Annotated in this window: 17 protein-coding genes and 1 other RNA gene; 8 read left to right on the top strand and 10 right to left on the bottom strand. The window is 59.6% G+C overall.

What is annotated here, in order from left to right; translation table 11 throughout:
* Window positions 1–114: 114 nt before the first annotated feature.
* Genes MHM37_RS11785 through MHM37_RS11805 form a run of 5 tightly spaced genes read right to left on the bottom strand, consistent with a single transcriptional unit; the run spans window position 115 to window position 6,006 of the window.
* Window positions 115–1,734: an ABC transporter ATP-binding protein gene (locus MHM37_RS11785; protein WP_239296775.1), complete on the bottom strand. Its 1,620-nt coding sequence runs from the start codon at window positions 1,732–1,734 to the stop codon at window positions 115–117.
* A complete protein-coding gene (locus MHM37_RS11790; protein ID WP_153843172.1) occupies window positions 1,727–2,566 on the bottom strand; it encodes an ABC transporter permease in 840 nt (279 codons plus the stop codon). Before MHM37_RS11790 ends, MHM37_RS11785 begins: the two co-directional genes overlap by 8 nt.
* Before the next feature lie 37 nt (window positions 2,567–2,603).
* On the bottom strand, window positions 2,604–3,563 hold the full coding sequence (locus tag MHM37_RS11795; protein ID WP_139527944.1) for an ABC transporter permease: 960 nt from the start codon (window positions 3,561–3,563) through the stop codon (window positions 2,604–2,606).
* Window positions 3,564–3,576: 13 nt separating this feature from the next.
* Window positions 3,577–5,205 (bottom strand): ABC transporter substrate-binding protein, encoded by a 1,629-nt coding sequence (locus MHM37_RS11800; RefSeq protein WP_239296773.1) that lies wholly within the window; start codon window positions 5,203–5,205, stop codon window positions 3,577–3,579.
* A gap of 21 nt (window positions 5,206–5,226) precedes the next feature.
* A complete protein-coding gene (locus MHM37_RS11805) occupies window positions 5,227–6,006 on the bottom strand; it encodes an HAD family phosphatase (RefSeq protein WP_239296771.1) in 780 nt (259 codons plus the stop codon).
* 303 nt (window positions 6,007–6,309) lie between these two features.
* Here MHM37_RS11805 and MHM37_RS11810 point away from each other — a divergent pair, with 303 nt between their 5' ends.
* Window positions 6,310–7,287 carry a TAXI family TRAP transporter solute-binding subunit gene (locus MHM37_RS11810; protein WP_239296769.1) on the top strand — a complete coding sequence of 326 codons (978 nt, stop codon included), beginning with the start codon at window positions 6,310–6,312 and terminating at the stop codon, window positions 7,285–7,287.
* Here MHM37_RS11810 and MHM37_RS11815 read toward each other — a convergent pair.
* A complete protein-coding gene (locus MHM37_RS11815; protein WP_139527947.1) occupies window positions 7,284–8,240 on the bottom strand; it encodes a calcium/sodium antiporter in 957 nt (318 codons plus the stop codon). The genes MHM37_RS11810 and MHM37_RS11815 overlap by 4 nt on opposite strands.
* 316 nt (window positions 8,241–8,556) lie before the next feature.
* On the opposite strand from MHM37_RS11815, the gene MHM37_RS11820 reads away from it, so the two are divergent.
* A complete protein-coding gene (locus tag MHM37_RS11820) occupies window positions 8,557–9,498 on the top strand; it encodes a sodium-dependent bicarbonate transport family permease (RefSeq protein WP_153843168.1) in 942 nt (313 codons plus the stop codon).
* An 82-nt stretch (window positions 9,499–9,580) separates the two neighbouring features.
* On the opposite strand, the gene ssrA is transcribed toward MHM37_RS11820, so the two are convergent.
* Window positions 9,581–9,960, bottom strand: a transfer-messenger RNA (tmRNA) gene (gene ssrA, locus MHM37_RS11825).
* Window positions 9,961–10,004: 44 nt separating this feature from the next.
* Window positions 10,005–10,496 carry an SsrA-binding protein SmpB gene (gene smpB / locus MHM37_RS11830; protein ID WP_062360527.1) on the bottom strand — a complete coding sequence of 164 codons (492 nt, stop codon included), beginning with the start codon at window positions 10,494–10,496 and terminating at the stop codon, window positions 10,005–10,007.
* A gap of 125 nt (window positions 10,497–10,621) precedes the next feature.
* On the opposite strand from smpB, the gene MHM37_RS11835 reads away from it, so the two are divergent.
* The gene (locus MHM37_RS11835; protein ID WP_139527950.1) at window positions 10,622–11,056 is read left to right on the top strand and encodes a type II toxin-antitoxin system RatA family toxin; all 435 of its coding nucleotides are present in this window, start codon (window positions 10,622–10,624) and stop codon (window positions 11,054–11,056) included.
* On the top strand, window positions 11,046–11,357 hold the full coding sequence (locus MHM37_RS11840) for an RnfH family protein (protein WP_139527951.1): 312 nt from the start codon (window positions 11,046–11,048) through the stop codon (window positions 11,355–11,357). Before MHM37_RS11835 ends, MHM37_RS11840 begins: the two co-directional genes overlap by 11 nt.
* 7 nt (window positions 11,358–11,364) lie before the next feature.
* Here the strand turns inward: MHM37_RS11840 and bamE are convergent, their stop codons facing one another.
* Window positions 11,365–11,829, bottom strand: a complete 465-nt coding sequence (gene bamE / locus MHM37_RS11845) for an outer membrane protein assembly factor BamE (RefSeq protein ID WP_139527952.1) — start codon at window positions 11,827–11,829, stop codon at window positions 11,365–11,367.
* Between the two features lie 72 nt (window positions 11,830–11,901).
* On the opposite strand from bamE, the gene fur reads away from it, so the two are divergent.
* Entirely contained in the window at window positions 11,902–12,354 is a 453-nt protein-coding gene (gene fur / locus MHM37_RS11850) for a ferric iron uptake transcriptional regulator (protein ID WP_016915905.1), read from the top strand.
* 130 nt (window positions 12,355–12,484) lie between these two features.
* On the opposite strand, the gene recN is transcribed toward fur, so the two are convergent.
* Window positions 12,485–14,158, bottom strand: coding sequence for a DNA repair protein RecN (gene recN, locus MHM37_RS11855; protein WP_239296767.1), 1,674 nt, complete (start codon window positions 14,156–14,158; stop codon window positions 12,485–12,487).
* Between the two features lie 199 nt (window positions 14,159–14,357).
* Here recN and grpE point away from each other — a divergent pair, with 199 nt between their 5' ends.
* The 3 genes from grpE (at window position 14,358) to dnaJ (ending at window position 18,335) form a co-directional block, all read left to right on the top strand.
* Entirely contained in the window at window positions 14,358–14,987 is a 630-nt protein-coding gene (gene grpE / locus MHM37_RS11860; protein WP_239296765.1) for a nucleotide exchange factor GrpE, read from the top strand.
* Window positions 14,988–15,139: 152 nt separating this feature from the next.
* Window positions 15,140–17,071 (top strand): molecular chaperone DnaK, encoded by a 1,932-nt coding sequence (gene dnaK, locus MHM37_RS11865; protein ID WP_139527955.1) that lies wholly within the window; start codon window positions 15,140–15,142, stop codon window positions 17,069–17,071.
* 109 nt (window positions 17,072–17,180) lie between these two features.
* Window positions 17,181–18,335 carry a molecular chaperone DnaJ gene (dnaJ, locus tag MHM37_RS11870; protein ID WP_139527956.1) on the top strand — a complete coding sequence of 385 codons (1,155 nt, stop codon included), beginning with the start codon at window positions 17,181–17,183 and terminating at the stop codon, window positions 18,333–18,335.
* Window positions 18,336–18,394: the final 59 nt, after the last annotated feature.

The raw sequence follows: 18,394 nt of genomic DNA on the forward strand, positions 1-18,394 counted from the left end.
GTAGTGTAAGAAATTTAGCGGATTAAACCAAAGACGAAGATAGTGCATCGACCGAGTAGACGAAAGCGCGCTGCCTGGGTCGATGCGTGGTTCAATGAGTGGTTCGATGATTGGTTAATCGTGGTGGGTCGTGAGTGCCTCTTCAAGCCACCCTTGCTTCAATTGGGGCACCGACGCCAACAGCTTTTGCGTGTACGCATCGAACGGTGGGCTCAACACGGTGTCACGCTTGCCGTAACGCACCACCTGGCCTTGATGCATGACTGCAATGCTATCGGCAATCGCCTTGACGGTCGCTAGGTCGTGAGTGATGAACAGATAGGCCACGTTCTCCTGAGCCTGCAGCCGTAGCAGCAGCTTGAGAATGCCATCGGCCACCAGCGGGTCGAGCGCGCTGGTGACCTCATCGCAAATGATCAGCTTGGGTTTGGCGGCCAGCGCACGGGCAATGCACACACGCTGCTTCTGCCCGCCCGAGAGCTCGGCCGGATAGCGGTCGATGAAGGCTTCCCCTAACTCGATGGCGTCGAGCAACTCGATGATGCGTTCACGGCGTGCTTTGCCTTTCAATCCAAAATAGAACGTGAGCGGGCGGCCAATGATGGTTTCCACCGTGTGGCGCGGGTTCATGGCTACGTCCGCCATTTGGTAGATCATCTGCAGCTCGCGCAGTGTCTCTTTGCTGCGCTCGGCGAGGGTGTGGGGCAGCGGCGTCTCTGCAAAGAGCAGCTGGCCCCGATTGGGGGGCAGCAGCCCGGTGATGACCCGCGCCAAGGTCGATTTACCCGACCCGGACTCGCCCACGATGGCCAGCGTCTGGCCGGCGCTCACCGACAGAGAGATCGTCTCCAACACATTGTGGCCGCTCTGATGATAGGCCGCGCTGACACCCTCGACCGCTAGTAGCGGCGTAGGTGAAGGCGGTTTTGGCGTATGCGCGATGGAACGTACCGCGACCAGCGCTTGTGTATAGGCTTCCTGGGGCGACTCGATGATCTGTGCCGTGCTGCCCATTTCGACTTTCTCGCCCCGGCGCAGCACGAGAATGTCGTCCGCGACTTGTGCGACCACGGCGAGATCGTGAGTAATGTAGAGCGCGCCAACCCCCGTGGTGTGGATGGCCCGCTTGATGGCCGCCAGCACGTCGATTTGCGTGGTGACGTCGAGTGCCGTCGTGGGTTCGTCAAAAATGATCAGGTCGGGTTTTGGGCAGAGCGCCATGGCGGTCATGGCGCGCTGTAGCTGCCCGCCCGATACCTGGTGGGGGTAGCGGCTGCCAAAGTGTTCCGGGTCGGGTAAGCCGAGTTGACCGAACAGCTCTACGGCGCGCGCTTCGGCCTCTTGGCGTGTCGCCAGGCCATGCAGCAGCGTGGTTTCGATGACCTGCTCCATCAGCGTTTGGGCGGGGTTGAACGCCGCCGCCGCTGACTGCGCCACATAGCACACCGTTTTGCCGCGCAGCTTGCGCAGCGCTTTGGGGGTGTCTTTCAGAATATCCCGGCCGTTGACCCACACTTCGCCGCTCAAGCGAATGCCGCCACGCCCGTAGCCCGCGGGTGACAGGCCAATGGTCGATTTACCCGCACCCGACTCGCCGATCAGGCCCAGCACCTTGCCGCGCTCCAGGGTGAAACTGACGTCGTCGACGATGGTGATCTCCTGCGGCGCCTCACCGGGTGGGTAGGCCGTGGCGTCGATGGTCAAATGGCGAATGTCTAACAGCGTATCAGCCACGGCGGCCTCCTTTTAGATCGGTGGTGTGGCGTAGCACCCAGTCCGCGACCAAATTCACGGAGATGGCCAGCAACGCGATGGCCGCCGCAGGAATCAGCGCGGCGGGTACGCCGAACACGATGCCCTGGCGGTTTTCGCGCACCATGCTGCCCCAATCGGCTTCCGGTGGCTGAACGCCCAGACCCAGAAACGATAGCGAGGAGAGAAACAGCACCGCAAAAATGAACCGCAGTCCCAGCTCGGCCACCAGCGGTGTGAGGGCGTTGGGCAGTATTTCGCGGAAGATGATCCAGCCTTTACCCTCACCGCGCAGGCGCGCGGCTTCTACGAAGTCCATCACGTTGATGTTCACGGCCACCGCCCGGGAAATACGGAACACGCGGGTCGAATCCAGCACGCCCATGATCACGATCAGCATGAGCACGGTGCTAGGCATCACCGACAAAATGACCAGGGCAAAAATGAGCGTCGGTATCGACATGACGATATCGACGCCGCGCGAAATGAGCTGGTCCACCCAGCCCCCGTAGACCGCCGCCAGGATGCCCAGCACCGAGCCAATGGAGAACGCCAGTGCCGTGGCGAGGGCCGCAATGGTCATGGTGGTGCGCGCGCCATGTATGAGGCGTGAGAGCAGGTCGCGGCCCAGATTATCGGTGCCTAGCCAGAACTCGGCCGATGGCCCCATCCACATATCGCCCACGCTTTCGGACATGGGGTAAGGCGCGAGCCAAGGGGCAAAAAGCGCCATCACTAAAAAGCCGAACGTGAGCAGCAGGCCGATCAGCGCGGTCACTGGCATCCGTTTCAGCAGCGTTAAACATATCGACATGGTGTTGCGTTCCTGTCTGGTGACGGTGTTCAGCGGTTTATTTGGGGTGGCGCAGTCGCGGGTTGGTGACGATGGCAATGATGTCCGCCAGCATGTTGAGCCCGATGTAAACCGCCGCGAAGAGGAGCCCGACCGCCTGCACCACCGGCACATCGCGTTTGGACACATGGTCGATCAAATACTGCCCCATGCCCGGGTAAACGAAGATGACCTCGACCACGACGACGCCCACGATCAAGAAGGCGAGGTTCAGCATGACCACGTTGACCACCGGGGCAATGGCGTTGGGAAAAGCGTGTCGCGCGATGATGCGAAACAGCCCCAGGCCTTTGAGCTCCGCCGTTTCGATGTAAGGTGACTGCATCACGCTTAAAATGGCCGCCCGCGTCATCCGCATCATATGGGCGAGAATCACCAGCGTTAACGTCGCAGCAGGTAGGGCGATGGCATGTAGGCGCTCGCCCAGGCTCATGCCGCTATATACGGTGGAGACGCTGGGGAACCAGTTGAACTTCACGGCAAATAGGTAGATCAGCAGGTAACCGATGAAAAACTCCGGCAGCGAAATGGCCGTCAGCGTGGTGCCTGAAATCACCCGATCTGGCCAGCGGTTTTGGTAGCGCACCGCCACGAGCCCTAACAAAATCGCCAGCGGCACGGCGACCACCGCCGTCCAAAAGGCCAGAAATAGCGTATTGCCCGCACGGCCCCAAAGCGACTCGCCAATATCCTGACGATTGGAGAGCGCCGTGCCCAAGTCGCCTTGCAGTATGCCGCCGAGCCAGTCGAGGTAACGTAGCCAAGCGGGCTGGTCGAGACCCAGCTCGCGGCGCAGGTTGTCCACGGCTTCGGGTGTGGCGCTCTGGCCGAGAATGGACTGTGCCACGTCGCCTGGCAGCAGCTGCGTGCCGACGAAGATCAGCACCGATACGGCCAGCAGCAGTAACAGGCCCAGCGCCAAGCGCTGGGCAATCAGTTTGATGACAAAGGTGTTCATAGCAAGGTCCGGTTTAGGAAGCCAACCAGCACTTCGAGAGTGCAAAGCCCGCCATCATCTCGCCCATGGGGTGCGCTGACCAGCCCCCGACGCTATTTAATGTCGCTTCGATGTAGTCGTTGAACATCGGCAATATCAAGCCACCCTCATCGCGCACCATCATCGCCATGTCGTGGTAAAGCTCGGCACGGCGGGTGGTGTCCAGCTCGCCGCGGGCTTCACGCGCCAGGGCATCGAAGTCATCGCGGAAGAAGCGCGTATCGTTCCAGTCGGCGCTGGAGATATACGCCGTCGAGTACATCTGGTCTTGGGTGGGGCGGCCGCTCCAGTAAGAGGCGCAGAAAGGCTGTTTATTCCACACCTCTGACCAGTAACCGTCGCCGGGCTCGCGGCGAATCTCCATATTGATGCCTGCCTGGGCGCAGCTTTGCTGGAACAGCTGTGCCGCATCGACGGCGCCAGGGAAGGCAACGTCCGAGGTGCGCAGGACGATGGGGCTACTGTGGCCCGATTTTTTGTAGTGATAGTTGGCGCGTTCGGGGTCGAATTCGCGCTGAGGAATGCTATCGGGGAAGAGCGGGTAGGCGGCATTGATCGGAAAGTCGTTCCCCACGCTGCCATAGCCGCGCAGAATGCGCTCGACCATGTCGTCACGGTTGATCGCATACTTGAGTGCCAGGCGGAGATCGTTGTTATCGAACGGTGCCGTATCGCAGTGCATCGGAAACACGTACTGCGCGCGTCCCGACGTATTGTTGATGACGATGTTGGGCAGGCGCTGCACCATCTCCACGACGCGGGGCTCGACGCGGTTGATCATGTGAACCTGGCCACTCTGCAGGGCAGAAATGCGCGCGGTGGGGTCGTTGATGACGGTGATCTCGATCTGATCGGCAAAGCCGTACTCGTCGGGGTTCCAGTAGCCCTCGAAGCGCTCGGCGATCTGGCGCACGCCGGGTTGGAACTCCACGACCTTGTAAGGGCCGGTGCCGATACCCGCTGCCGGGTCGTCGATGCCGCCACCGGGCTGGATCATTAGGTGGTAGTCAGACAGCAGAAACGGCAGGTCGGCGTTGGGTTCGAGCGTCACGATCGTGACTTCATAGGTGTCGGTGGCCTGGATCGATTCGATGCCCCGCATGATGCCGAGCGCACCCGATTGCGAGTCCTCGTTCGAGTGGCGCTGCAGCGTGGCGACGACGTCTGCAGAGGTCATCTCCTGGCCGTTGTGGAACGGCACGCCGCGACGCAGTTTGAAGACCCAGGTACGCGCATCCGACGAGGACTCGACGCTTTCCGCAAGGCGGGGCGTTAGCTCGCCCTCTGGTGAAACGTTGGTCAGGGCCTCGCCCCACGATTGGCCAAACGAGTGCTGCACTTGGCTGGTCCAGCTCGCCGGGTCGAGGCTATCGGTCGATTCGCCGCCCTGCATACCGGCCTTCAAAATGCCGCCGCGCTGAGGCGTACCGGTGTTGGCAAACGCCTGGCCTGACAGCAGCGAGGCGGCAAAGGGGGCGGCCATGCCAAGGGCCATGGCGCGGCGCATGAAGTCACGCCGCGACAGCTGGCCTTGGGTGGCCTGTCGAGCTAAAGCGGCCATCGATGGGTGCATGTGGGTGGGTGCGTTGTGTTCTTTTTTCATGCGTTGATTCCCTAGGTTGGTTTAACGAGGCGAGGTGCCAAAGGCCAGTGTGTCGTAATCGCGAATCACGTGAGCGGCGAGTGTCAGGTGCTCGCCGCTCAAATGGGGCGCCGCACAGATGCCGATACCGGCCCGAAGGCCTGCGGCTTTTCCCATCGCCATATCGCCATTGGAGTCGCCAATGATGAGCGTACGCTCGGGTGTGACGCCAAGCTGCTGACAGGCAGCGAGCGCCATGTCGGGGAAGGGCTTGCCACGTGGCACTTGGTCGTGCCCCAGCACCACGGAAAAGTGGTCCGCAAGCGAAAGAAGGGAGAGATGACGCAGGGCGTTGCGATGATCATCTGATGTCACCACCGCCAATTGAACGCCTGCATGGCGAGCGCGAGCGACGAAGCCGAGAAGTCCCGCCACGGGGGTGACGCAGCGCGACCAATCGAGCGATGCATCGAGCGACTGGAGCGCGTCGTGAGTGATTTCCGTTGCGTCGTTCCACGCCAAGCCGCCCTCGAACAGGCTGAGCGCCACGATGGTGACAATGTCGTCCAGCGAGCCAATGGTGAGCGGCCCGGTCGGGTCCCACAACCGGGAGTCGGGGTAGATCCCCACGCGACGATAAAGCTCGGCAAAAGCGAGGGGCGCGGGCGGTGACGAAAACGTAGCGAGGCGGCGGTTGACCGTGGTGATGAGCTGATCGAACCAGCCAATCCAGAGGTCACCAAAATTGAGTAGCGTGCCATCCTTATCGAATAAAATGGCATCGATGGGGTAGGTAACACCTTGTACGTTGAGTTGGGGCATGTGGTTTGATGACGTTGAAACGCCTTCTCTTTTAGTGGCGGGCGCACTGAGCCATCGCCAAGATTTTTTTTGAACGTTCAATCGAAAAAGTGATTTAGCCTGGGTAATCCCACCGTTGATGTCAAGTTGATGACAGCCGATGCACAGCGCACAAAAGACGCCCATTTGGGCGAGCGCCATCTAGCGCTAAGGGCGACTAACGCAAGGGAGAATATGCCGCTATGCTAACGTTGTTGTGTGTCACGCGAAGGGTGACGAGTCGATCCATCAGGCCAAGAAGGCCATGATTGCAAAGGACGTTGAATGCGTGCCCGTATATGCTCTTTTTTTCGCTTTGGTAGTGTACTGGCGCTCGCGCTGACGATGGCGAGCCTGGGGCTCGTGGCCCAGGCGCAAACACGGATGACTTACAAGTCGGCGCTCGCAGGGACGGCCTACCATCAAATGGGGAGCGAGCTTGCCCAGGCCATTCGACAGGGAAGCGACGAGACGCTCTTGCTGACCAATGAAGAGAGCCAGGGCTCGGTACAAAACATTCAAGAAGTGATGAATCGGCAGGAGCGCTATGTGTTTACCGCGCCCCCTGCGCTCGTCGCTCAAGCACAGGCGGGCGAAGGTGTCTTTGCCAGTCATGATAGCGAACGGTTCGGTGCCATTCGCGGGCTGTTTCCCGTGCCATCGTTGACCATGCATTTCGTGATGGCAGGCGATGACGGTACGACCTCGATCGATGCGCTGAGCGGCAAACACGTGCTGATCGGGCGGGGCACCTTCAGCGCAGGTGAAGCCGCACGCTACTTCCGGTTGTTCGGTTTGGAAGACAGCGTGCGCCTAGCGGATGCGTCGATCACCAATGGCCCTGAAGCGCTTCGGGAAGGCCGAATCGATGCGTTCGTCACGGCCAGCTCCTACCCCACGCCGAATGTCATCGAAACGGCCTCGCTCGTGCCCATTACCCTGGTGAGCTTTACCGCTGAACAAATCGCTCAGACGGGCGCCGTGCCTCAGGTGATTCCCGGCGGCACCTACCCCGGCATCGCTCAGCCCACGCACACGACGTCGATGCCGGTAGTTGCCTACACCACCGAGCAGATGGATGTAGAGACGGCCTACCGCCTCACGAAGCTCTTCTGGGAGCAGCAGCCTTGGCTTGCAGAGCAGTCCGCTTGGTGGGGAAGCGTCACACCGGATCTGCTCACCCACCTGACGACCCCGCTTCACCCAGGCGCGCGACGCTACTACGAAGAAGCGGGTATGGAGCTGCCTGCCCATGTGCGTTAAAAAATCGTAAAGCTCAGCGCAATATAGGCTGCATAGCCGCCCAGCAGCGCTGCGCCTTCCCAGCGTGACAGGCGCATGCCGGTATAAAGAAACAGCAGGAGAAGAGCGGCCGAGCCGAGCATGACCCATTGATCGAACTGGCTGACTCGCTCGGCAATGGGCAGTGGCTGCAAACAGGCAGAGATCCCCAATATCCCCAGGACGTTGAAGATATTGCTGCCCAGGATATTCCCGACGGCGACATCGGCATGACGGCGGAGGGCCGCAATCACCGAGACGGCCATCTCCGGCAGCGACGTGCCGACCGCAACGATGGTCAAGCCGATGACCGCCTCGGAAATGCCCATGGCCTGGGCGAGACCAATCGCACCATAGAGCAGTAGCTGCGAACCGCCAATCAACATGCCAAGGCCCACGACCAGCGCGACGCTGATCATGACGGTCGACGTAGGAATGGCCGTGACTTCCTCCGCTTCGGCGGCGTGCATCTCGCCTTCGGGCAGCGGCTGTTGTCGCTCGGTGCGGTAAGCCCATACCAAATAGGCGGCGAGGGCCAGCAACAGCAGTGCAGCCTCCCAGCGGGCCAGTTCACCGCTCCAGGCAAGTACGATGAATAGCACGCTGGCGCCGACGACCACGACGCCATCTCGCCTTAGCGCCAGAGGTTGAACCGTCATGGGGCAAATGGCGGCACATAGCCCTAAAATCAGTAAAATATTGCCGATATTGCTGCCGACGATATTGCCCACGGCGATATCGGGCTGCTCGCGTATCGCGGCATCGATCGAGACCACCAGTTCCGGGGCCGAAGTGCCGAACCCCACGACCACCAGCCCCGTCAGCAACGGCGATACCCCCATACGCTTGGCACCGGCGACGGCGCCGCGTATCAATGCTTCCCCTCCACCGAACAGCAGCACGATACCGGCCAGTAAGCTCAACCCATACAGCATGTGTCATCTTCCTTTTGATACGCTTGGTCGTTTGCCAAGCTTAGGCTTATGACATTAGCTCAGTTCGTTAGGCCTGCAAGCCCCCGTGGGCAACGCATCATAAAAGAATTAAACGCAGCAGGCACGGTAGGCGGTTGCCAATCAACTCGATAGCATAGTGCGTGACGGGGAGTGACACCGCAGTGAGCGCCGAGCAAACCATGCGAGGGTGGGAATTATGCGTGAGCAGCGTATGATGCGCGCGGTACAGTCGCCAGAGCGCGCCTCGCCCGAAGCTCAGTGAGCTGACTCTTTTACCTATGACGGAGCATGAAAAATGCCAGATATCGTGGTGATGTTTTTCTTACTGGGACTGCTGGCGGGGGCGGTGAAATCGGACCTGCAAGTGCCCAAGGCCACTTACGATACGCTAAGCCTGTTGTTGATGCTGACGATTGGCTTGAAAGGCGGGATGGCGCTATACGGCAATTTGCACTGGGGGCTAGTGCCCGAGCTGCTGGGCGTCGCGCTGCTCTCTGCGCTGATTCCTTTGATGCTGATGCCTCTGTTGCGCCGTTTCGTGCGCCTCTCCGCCGCCGATAGTGCCAGTATCGCCGCTCACTACGGCTCGGTCAGTGCGGGGACCTTTGCCGTGGCGCTTGCCTACGTCGAAGCGCGCCAGCTAGCGGTGGGCAGTGAAGTCACGCTCTACTTGGTGGCGATGGAGCTACCGGCCATCATGATCGCCATCGCGCTGTTTCGGCGTCATCAGGGCGCGGCGGTCAAAGAGAGCACGAGCAAGCTGTGGCATGAAACGCTGACCAACCGGGGGGTGATTCTCCTCGCCGGTGGCGTGGCCATTGGCGCGCTGTACGGGCCGGTTCAAGGGGCGGAAGTCACCGCGCTCTTTACCGGGGCGTTCAAAGGCGTGCTGGCGCTCTTCCTACTAGAAATGGGGTTGACCGCCGCGCAAACGCTGCGCCCCATGCCTTGGCATCATTGGCGGCTCGTCACCTTCGCTCTCGTGACACCGCTTTGCCTATCGCTGCTGGGGATACTGGTCGGCGCGCTGGTGGGCCTGCCCCTGGGCTCGGTGGTGATTCTCGCAGCGCTCGCGGCCAGTGCCTCCTACATTGCCGCGCCTGCGGCCATGCGCGCGGCCATACCGGAAGCCAACATCGGCCTAGCGATGCTGGCATCCCTGGGGGTGACGTTCCCGCTGAACGTCATGATCGGCATCCCACTGTACCACCAGCTGATCGACTGGCTGCTGGTGTAAGCCAGCGCATGCTAAGTGTTCGTCGTCACTTGACGATGAGCCACAAAAAAAGCACCCAAAGGTGCTTTTTTTGTGGGGTGTCTGGTGGAGGCGGCGGGAATTGAACCCGCGTCCGCCAGCACGCGCCCATTGGCTCTACATGCTTAGATTCCGTCATTTGCTTTAGCGCGACTGACTCCGACGGTCAGGATTCAGCCACGCGAGCCTTCTAAAGTTTAACGGTTGACGAGAAGACACCGCCAACCGCGGTCCTATCAGCTTTAGCTCATATCCCCGCAGTGATGAATAGGCACATCACCTTGGGGCCAGACAAGAAGCTAGCAGGGTTTAAGCTGCCAGCGCGCCTTGAGCGTAGTTTTCGTCGTTTGCGACTATTTTTCGTGATGTGGTATTTACGAGATACATCACGCTCTCGGCATGCACCGCAGGGTTTGTCACCGGCGTCGAAACCATGTCGCCCCCTAAGTCAGAGCCGTAGTCTAACGTGCTCACAACGAATTGACCAGTTATGCCTTGTTATGTTCCCGCATAATCCGACCTTTTTGGCGGTTCCAGTCGCGGTCTTTCTCGGTAGCTCGCTTGTCGTGGATTTTCTTACCGGTCACCAGCGCTAGCTCGCACTTCACCTTGTTACGCTTCCAGTAGAGCTTGAGCGGCACGCAGGTGTGGCCTTTGTCCTGTGTGACCGAGAAAATCTTGGCAATCTCTTTACGGTGCAGCAGTAGTTTGCGCGTGCGAGTGGGGTCGGCGATTTCATGAGTGCTGGCCGTGTTCAGCGGCATGATATGACTTCCCAGCAGGAAGGCTTCGCCGTTGCGAATCAAAATGTAAGTGTCGGTGAGCTGCGCTTTACCCGCGCGCAGGCTTTTGACTTCCCAGCCTGCCAGCGCCAAGCCCGCTTCGAAGGTTTCGTCGATATGGTACTCAAACCGTGCCTTCTTGTTCTGGGCGATGACACTGCTGCCGGGGCCCTTGCTGTTACCTTTTTTCGTGGCCATGGAACCTCATCGTTGATCTGTCAGTAGCACCCCTTCGTTATGTGGGGAGGCGTGATACCATTCAAGGTCTGAAAAAATGTTTCCCATGATACGCTCTGGGCACTGTGAAGTCAGCGGAGAGGTCAATGCCAACCGTCAATCGTACCGCCTTGGTGCGGCACACCCCCCAGCAAATGTTCGATTTGGTCAATGACTTCGAACGCTACCCCGAGTTCCTGCCGGGGTGCCGTCGAGCGCGTTTGCTCGAGCACGACGCCGATCACCTGATTGGCGAAATGACGCTAGGACGCGCAGGCGTGGAACAAACCATTACCACGCGTAATGACTTGTATGCGCCCGAGCGGATCGAGCTGTCGCTGGTGAAAGGGCCGTTCAAGCAGCTAAAAGGACGCTGGTTATTCACGCCCATGGGTGCGGACGCCTGCAAGGTGAGTCTGGAGATGGAGTTCGTATTTGCCAACAAGCTACTCAGTATGGCTTTTGGCAAGCTGTTCCAACAAATTGCCGGGCAGTTGGTCGACGCGTTCACCAAGCGTGCTGACGAGATGTATGGCCGTTAAACAGCTAAACGTTGAAGTTGCCTTCGCGTTGCCGCACAAGCAGCGTATCGTCGCGCTGACGGTGCCGGAAGGGACCACCGCACGGCAAGCAGTGTCATTGGCCGATTTGCCTAGCCTGTTCCAAGAAGTGCCCAGCGATACCTTTACACAGGCGCCGCTGGGTATTTTTGGTAAGGCGATTCGCCACCCAGAGAAAGAGGCGTTACGCGAGGGCGATCGTGTCGAGGTCTACCGCCCACTGCAGATCGATCCAAAAGCGGCCCGATTAGAGCGGGCCAAACGTCAGGCCAAAGGACAGTAGTCCTGCCTCACTCGCCGGTAATGATCGGCTGCGGTTCGGGGGCCGTCTCCGGTGTAGGCGTGCGTTGGATGGGCAGCGCATCCAACGGGTCAGCGCCTTCAACGGCGGGGCCCATACCCCGGTCGGTGCTGATCGGCAGGTCGCGCGAAAAATCACCGTCTCGTTCGATGTTCATCAAGCGGCCTGCATTATCGAACGTCAGCGTCACGCGGCGCTGTTCCACGCCTTCGTACGCTTTATCGATGCGATACACGTAGTCCCACTCGCGAGAATTGAAGGGCGCTTCCAGCAGCGGACGTCCCATGACATAGGTCACCTGCTCTTGGGTCATGCCTGGTTGAAGCTGGCTGACCATCTCTTGAGTAACCAGGTTGCCCTGAGGAATGTCGCGCTTGTAAACGCCAACGTAGCTGCAGCCACTAACGACGGTCAGGGCAACGGAAAGGGTAATGATACGAGTCAATTTTTGCATTTGAGCCTGTTCTTCACTATCGTGGTTTCGGTCGATGATACCCGACCTAACCTGTTACTGCGAAGAGCAACCATGGCCGATCAGAACCATGAACTACGCAAAGCCGGGCTAAAAGTGACCCTGCCGCGCGTCAAGATCCTGCAGATTCTCGAAAATGCTTCGGGCCAACACCACCTTAGCGCAGAAGAAGTGTATAAAACACTGATCGATGCGGGCGAGGATGTTGGCTTGGCGACCGTCTACCGCGTATTAACTCAATTCGAGTCGGCGGGCCTTGTGATTCGTCACAATTTCGACGGTGGTCACGCGGTTTTCGAGATGACCCAAGAGGACCACCATGACCATATGGTGTGTCTGGAAAGCGGTGAGATCATCGAATTCGTCGATGACATCATCGAGCGTCGCCAGCAAGAGATCGCCGAAGAGCACGGCTACGAACTCGTGGACCATGCGTTGGTGCTGTACGTTCGCCCTCGTGGGTCTGACGTAACACGCCAAGATAGCGGCCCAACGAATCGCAAATAGTGGCTCATCAGGCGCGGGTTTGCTAAGTCTCGCGCCGTGAAATAAATGCCCCCAGAGTGCACGTGATGTTTCACTGGCGCTCTGGGGGCGTTTTGTATTCGGTGAGTCGTTGAAGAGAAAACCGTCAGGTTCAGTGCGGCGGGCGCTGGCTGGCGTGGAGCATTTCCCGCGCATGGGCCAGGGTTTGGTCGGACAGCGTCACGCCGCCCAGCATACGCGCCAGCTCGCTGATCCGGCCGCGTTCGTCCAGCAGCGCCATGTGGGTGAGTGTGGTGTCTCGCTCGGCGCGCTTTTCGATGTGCAGGTGCTGGTGCGCCTGGGCGGCCACTTGAGGCAGGTGGGTCACGGTCATCACCTGGCCGTTTTCGCCTAGTTTACGTAGCAGTTGGCCGACGATTTCCGCCGTTGCCCCAGAAATACCCACGTCCACTTCATCGAAGACCAAGCTCGGAATCGTCGAATGCGACGCCGCCACCACCTGAATGGCCAGGCTGATGCGCGACAGCTCGCCGCCGGAAGCGACTTTGGTGAGCGGCCGGGCGGGTTGGCCCGGGTTGGCGCTGATCAGGAATTGCACATGGTCCAAGCCCTCGGGGGAAGGCGTTTCGCGCGGGGTGACATCCACGTCGAAACGTGCTTTGCCCATGGCCAAGAAGGCCAACTGCTGCTGCACCTCTTTGCCCAGACGCACGGCGGCCTTCTGACGTGCTTCGGTGAGCTGCTTGGCCTCGCTGCGGTAACGCTCGCGGTACTCGGCCACTTGACTGCTGAGGGCTTCTAGGTCGTCGTCGCTGGCTTCGAGCTGCGCCACCTCTTGTTTGAGTTGGGCATGCAGCGCGCAAATCTCTTCGGGAGCGACGTGGTGCTTACGGGCAATGCGGTGTACGTCGCCCATGCGCTCCTCGACCCACGCCAGTCGCTCTGGGTCCAGTTCGGTGGTGCTGGCCAATCGGTGCAGCTCGCTAGCGGCTTCTTCGACTTGAATTCGGGCATCGCTCAACATGGTGAGCGTATTGGCCAGCGTGCCTTTGTCGCTGCCGGGCAGCGCGCTCAAGTGGGCGTAGGCTTGGTTGAGAAGCGACAGCGCGCCCCCTTCATCGCTTTCGCAGCAGTCGGCGGCAAACTGGGTTTCACGTAGGGTCTCTTCGGCGTGGGCCAGGGTGTGCTGCTCCTCTTCCAAGGTTTGCAGCTCGCCTTCGGCAAGGCCTAGCTGGTCCAGCTCCTCGACTTGATAGCGCAGCAGTTGACGTTTGGCCTCGACTTCGCTGCCCTCTTCACTGAGTTTTTTCAGCCGACGGCGGGCACTGCGCCACTCGCGGAACGTCTCGGCGAGCTGCTGGCTGCGTTCGCGAAGCCCGGCGTAGTCATCCAGTAGCGCCAAGTGCGTCTCTTCCCGCATCAAGGCTTGGTGGGCATGCTGGCCATGAATCTGAATCAGCTGTTCACCCAGAGATTTCAAATCGGCAATGGTCGCTGGGTGGCCATTGATCCACGCCTTGGAGCGGCCGTTGGCAGTAACCACGCGACGCAAGAGACACTCATCGGCAGGCAGCTCGCGGGCGTCGAGCCACTCGGCTGCTGCGGGCAGGTGCTGGATATCGAAACGGGCGGAGAGGTCGGTTCGCTCGCAGCCGTGGCGCACGCTACCCGCATCGGCGCGCTCGCCCAGGCAGAGCCCCAGGGCACCCAGCAGAATGGATTTACCCGCCCCGGTTTCCCCCGTAATGGCGGTCATGCCACGGGTGAGGTCGAGTTCGAGACGATCAACGATCGCATAGTCTTGGATCGCTAGCTGCGTAAGCATAAGGCCTCCTGAGGCGGTGCGGCACAGAAGCTGGATACTTATCCAATAATTGTTGTTTTATACAGTAGTCGATAACTCACTTCAATGCCCCTCTTGAGATGGCTTTGATGGCCCCCATATAGGCTGCATACGTGGTCAACACCCGCTACTTACCTCAGGTTGCCGCCATCGGCACCGTTACTTATTTCAGGAGCAAGGCATGGCAAAAGAACCGCAAACCCCGTTGGAAGATGAGCTGGCACGCCAAGAGCAGGAAGCAGAGGTCACCGACCAATCTGCCGAAGAGCGGTTGGTGGAAGGCGAACTGGAAGGGCTGATCGATGACGATGCACCGCCGGAAGATAGCGCTGGCAGCCCCGAAGCCGACGTGCTGGCCGCTCAGGTAGAAGAGCTCGAGCAGAGCCTGGCGGAAGCCAAAGATCAAGCGCTGCGGGCTGCTGCCGAAGCTCAGAACGTTCGCCGCCGGGCGGAGCAAGAAGCCGAAAAGGCGCGCAAGTTTGCCCTGGAGAAGTTCGTCAAAGAGCTGCTGCCCGTGGTGGATAGCTTGGAAAAAGCGCTGGAAAGCATGCAGGACGATGCGTCCGAGGCGCATCGCGAAGGTGTCTCCATGACCCTCAAGATGCAGCTCGACGTGCTTAACAAGTTTGGCGTCGAAAGCATCGAGCCTCAGGGCGAGCCCTTCGATCCACAGGTGCATGAAGCCATGGCGATGGTGCCGAACCCAGAGCTCGACCCCAACACCGTGATGGATGTGATGCAGAAAGGCTATCTGTTGAACGGCCGCCTCGTGCGTCCTGCCATGGTCGTGGTCAGCCAAAAAGCGAATTAAGCCGCGTTGACGCATTGCCGCAAAAAAAGCCCTTGAAATGCGGCAAGCGGCCCCCAAATAAAGGGCAACCCGCGGGAAAGCCCGCAGACGCCAAGTAAGTAACAGCGGCGTAAAACATCAGTTTTGTTTCAACCGAATTCGAGGTTTTTGCTATGGGACGCATTATTGGTATCGACCTGGGCACCACTAACTCTTGTGTGGCCGTGCTCGATGGTGACAGCGCTAAAGTCATTGAAAACGCCGAAGGCGGTCGTACCACGCCTTCCATCATTGCCTACACCGACGACGGCGAAACCCTGGTAGGCCAAGCCGCCAAGCGCCAGGCCGTGACCAACCCGGAAAACACTCTTTACGCCATCAAGCGTCTGATCGGCCGTCGCTTCAAAGACGATGTCGTTCAAAAAGACATCAAGATGGTGCCCTACAAAATCGCCGAAGCCGACAACGGTGACGCGTGGGTAGAAGTAAAAGGCAAAAAAATGGCACCGCCGCAGGTGAGCGCGGAAGTGCTGAAGAAGATGAAGAAAACCGCCGAAGACTATCTCGGCGAAGCGGTCACCGAAGCGGTCATCACCGTACCGGCCTACTTCAACGACAGCCAGCGTCAGGCTACTAAAGATGCAGGCCGCATTGCCGGTCTGGACGTGAAGCGCATCATCAACGAGCCGACCGCTGCTGCTCTGGCCTACGGCATGGACAAAGCCCGTGGCGACAAAACCATCGCAGTCTACGACTTGGGTGGTGGTACCTTCGATATTTCCATCATCGAAGTCGCCGACGTGGATGGCGAAACGCAGTTCGAAGTATTGGCAACCAACGGTGACACCTTCCTGGGTGGTGAAGATTTCGACCTCGCGCTGATCAACTATCTGGTCGATCAGTTCAAGTCGGACAGCGGTATCGATTTGTCTGGTGACAATCTGGCCATGCAGCGTCTGAAAGAAGCCGCCGAGAAAGCCAAAATCGAGCTTTCCAGCGCGCAGCAGACCGACGTGAATCTGCCGTACATCACCGCCGACAACACTGGCCCGAAACACCTCAACGTGAAGGTGACCCGTGCCAAGCTGGAGTCGCTGGTCGAAGACCTGGTTCAGCGTTCGCTCGAGCCGTGCAAGATGGCGCTGAAAGATGCAGGCTTGTCCGCGTCTGAAATCGACGAAGTGATCCTGGTCGGCGGTCAGACCCGTATGCCGATGGTTCAGAAGAAAGCGGCAGACTTCTTCGGTAAAGAAGCGCGTAAAGACGTGAACCCGGACGAAGCAGTGGCCGTGGGTGCTGCGATTCAGGGCGGTGTCCTGGGTGGCGACGTCAAAGACGTACTGCTGCTCGACGTGACCCCGCTGACCCTGGGTATCGAAACCCTGGGTGGCGTGATGACGCCGCTGATCGACAAGAACACCACCATCCCGACCAAGAAGACGCAAACCTTCTCGACCGCGGATGACAACCAGACCGCCGTGACCATTCACGTCGTTCAGGGTGAGCGTAAGCAAGTGTCGCAGAACAAGTCGTTGGGTCGCTTCGACCTCGCCGACATTCCGCCGGCACCGCGCGGTGTGCCGCAGATCGAAGTGGCGTTCGATCTCGATGCCAACGGTATTCTGAACGTGTCTGCCAAAGACAAGGCGACCGGCAAAGAGCAGTCCATCGTCATCAAGGCGTCTAGTGGTCTCTCCGATGATGAGATCGAGCAAATGGTACGCGACGCTGAAGCTCACGCGGACGAAGACAAGAAGTTCGAAGCGCTGGTACAGCTGCGTAACCAAGCGGACGGCATGATTCACGCCACCCGTAAGACCGTTCAAGAAGCGGGCGATAAGGCCACCGATGACGAGAAACAGGCCATCGAAAACGCTATCGCCGAACTGGAAGAAGCGGTGAAAACCGATGACCAGGACGACATCCAGAAGAAACTGGATGCGCTGACCGAAGTCTCCGGCCAGCTGGCGCAAAAGATGTACGCCGAACAGGCAGAAGCGGCCCAGGCGGGTGGTGAAGGTGCTGAAGAAGCCAACACCAAGCAGGACGATGACGTGGTTGACGCCGAGTACGAAGAAGTCAACGACGACAAGAAGAAGCAGTAACCCACCTCTTTCTGCCAAGGAAAGCGGTGACGCGGGAGGCAACTCCCGCGTTGCTGTTTCCGCGGCCGAGACGCCTATAGTGCGTAGCTAACCAGGAGGCGTAGGACCCATGTCCAAACGCGATTATTACGAAGTCCTGGGTGTCGAAAAAGGGGCCGATCAGAAAGAGATCAAAAAGGCCTATCGCCGTCTGGCGCAAAAATTCCACCCTGATCGAAACCCGGACGATACCTCCGCAGCGGAAAAATTCCGCGAAGTGTCGGAAGCTTACGAAGTTCTGAGCGATGGCGAGAAGCGCGCGGCCTACGACCAGTTCGGCCATGCCGGTGTGGATGGCCAGGGCGGCGGCTTTGGCGGCGGTGGCTTCGGTGGCGGCGGCGCTGGCGATTTCAGCGATATCTTCGGCGATGTGTTTGGCGATATCTTCGGTGGCGGCGGTGGTCGTCGTCGTGGGCCCAACGCACCTGCACGGGGTTCCGACCTGCGCTACAACCTAGAGCTGGATCTAGAGAGTGCGGTGGCAGGCACCACGGTGGATATTCGCGTCCCGCGTCATATTGAGTGTGACCGCTGCGACGGTGGCGGCGCCGAGCCGGGCTCCACCAAAGAGACCTGCCCGACCTGCCATGGTCACGGCCAAGTACGCATGCAGCAGGGCTTCTTTGCAGTTCAGCAAACCTGCCCGACCTGTCACGGCAGTGGCCAGCACATCAAAGTGCCGTGCCACAAATGTAACGGAGAAGGCCGCGTGCGTGAAACCCGCACCCTCTCGGTGAAGATTCCGCCGGGTGTGGATACCGGCGACCGTATTCGTCTCAACGGCGAAGGCGAGAGCGGCGTGAACGGTGGCCCGGCGGGCGATCTGTACGTTCAGGTTTCCATCAAGCCGCACCACATCTTCAAGCGTGACGGTAAGCACCTGCAGTGCGACGTGCCGATCAATTTCGTCGATGCAGCCCTCGGTGGCGAGTTGGAAGTGCCCACGCTAGATGGTCGCGTGAAGCTGAAGATTCCGCCGGAAACCCAAACCGGCAAACTCTTCCGCCTGCGCGGCAAAGGCGTGAAGCCCGTTCGCGGCGGCGCCCCCGGCGACCTGCTGTGCAAAGTGGTGCTGGAAACGCCCGTCAACCTCAACGACGAGCAGAAAGACCTGCTTCGCCAGCTGCAAGAGAGCTTCGATGGCAGCAACAGCCACAGCCACTCACCGAAGAAGACCGGTTTCTTCGACAGCGTGAAGAAGTTCTTTGAAGAGATGAAGCCGTAAGAGCCCAGAGCGCTCTGAAGTAACAGCCCCAGCACCCCGGTGCTGGGGCTTTTTTATAT

The sequence above is a fragment of the Halomonas sp. MMH1-48 genome (assembly GCF_022348105.1).
GTDB lineage: Bacteria > Pseudomonadota > Gammaproteobacteria > Pseudomonadales > Halomonadaceae > Vreelandella > Vreelandella piezotolerans.

Coding starts and splice junctions, on each gene's coding strand:
- MHM37_RS11790 (WP_153843172.1), bottom strand. CDS start 2,566: ATGTCGATATGTTTAACGCTGCTGAAACGGATGCCAGTGACCGCGCTG.
- MHM37_RS11795 (WP_139527944.1), bottom strand. CDS start 3,563: ATGAACACCTTTGTCATCAAACTGATTGCCCAGCGCTTGGCGCTGGGC.
- MHM37_RS11800 (WP_239296773.1), bottom strand. CDS start 5,205: ATGAAAAAAGAACACAACGCACCCACCCACATGCACCCATCGATGGCC.
- MHM37_RS11805 (WP_239296771.1), bottom strand. CDS start 6,006: ATGCCCCAACTCAACGTACAAGGTGTTACCTACCCCATCGATGCCATT.
- MHM37_RS11810 (WP_239296769.1), top strand. CDS start 6,310: ATGCGTGCCCGTATATGCTCTTTTTTTCGCTTTGGTAGTGTACTGGCG.
- MHM37_RS11815 (WP_139527947.1), bottom strand. CDS start 8,240: ATGCTGTATGGGTTGAGCTTACTGGCCGGTATCGTGCTGCTGTTCGGT.
- MHM37_RS11820 (WP_153843168.1), top strand. CDS start 8,557: ATGCCAGATATCGTGGTGATGTTTTTCTTACTGGGACTGCTGGCGGGG.
- smpB (WP_062360527.1), bottom strand. CDS start 10,496: ATGGCCACGAAAAAAGGTAACAGCAAGGGCCCCGGCAGCAGTGTCATC.
- MHM37_RS11835 (WP_139527950.1), top strand. CDS start 10,622: ATGCCAACCGTCAATCGTACCGCCTTGGTGCGGCACACCCCCCAGCAA.
- MHM37_RS11840 (WP_139527951.1), top strand. CDS start 11,046: ATGGCCGTTAAACAGCTAAACGTTGAAGTTGCCTTCGCGTTGCCGCAC.
- bamE (WP_139527952.1), bottom strand. CDS start 11,829: ATGCAAAAATTGACTCGTATCATTACCCTTTCCGTTGCCCTGACCGTC.
- fur (WP_016915905.1), top strand. CDS start 11,902: ATGGCCGATCAGAACCATGAACTACGCAAAGCCGGGCTAAAAGTGACC.
- recN (WP_239296767.1), bottom strand. CDS start 14,158: ATGCTTACGCAGCTAGCGATCCAAGACTATGCGATCGTTGATCGTCTC.
- grpE (WP_239296765.1), top strand. CDS start 14,358: ATGGCAAAAGAACCGCAAACCCCGTTGGAAGATGAGCTGGCACGCCAA.
- dnaK (WP_139527955.1), top strand. CDS start 15,140: ATGGGACGCATTATTGGTATCGACCTGGGCACCACTAACTCTTGTGTG.
- dnaJ (WP_139527956.1), top strand. CDS start 17,181: ATGTCCAAACGCGATTATTACGAAGTCCTGGGTGTCGAAAAAGGGGCC.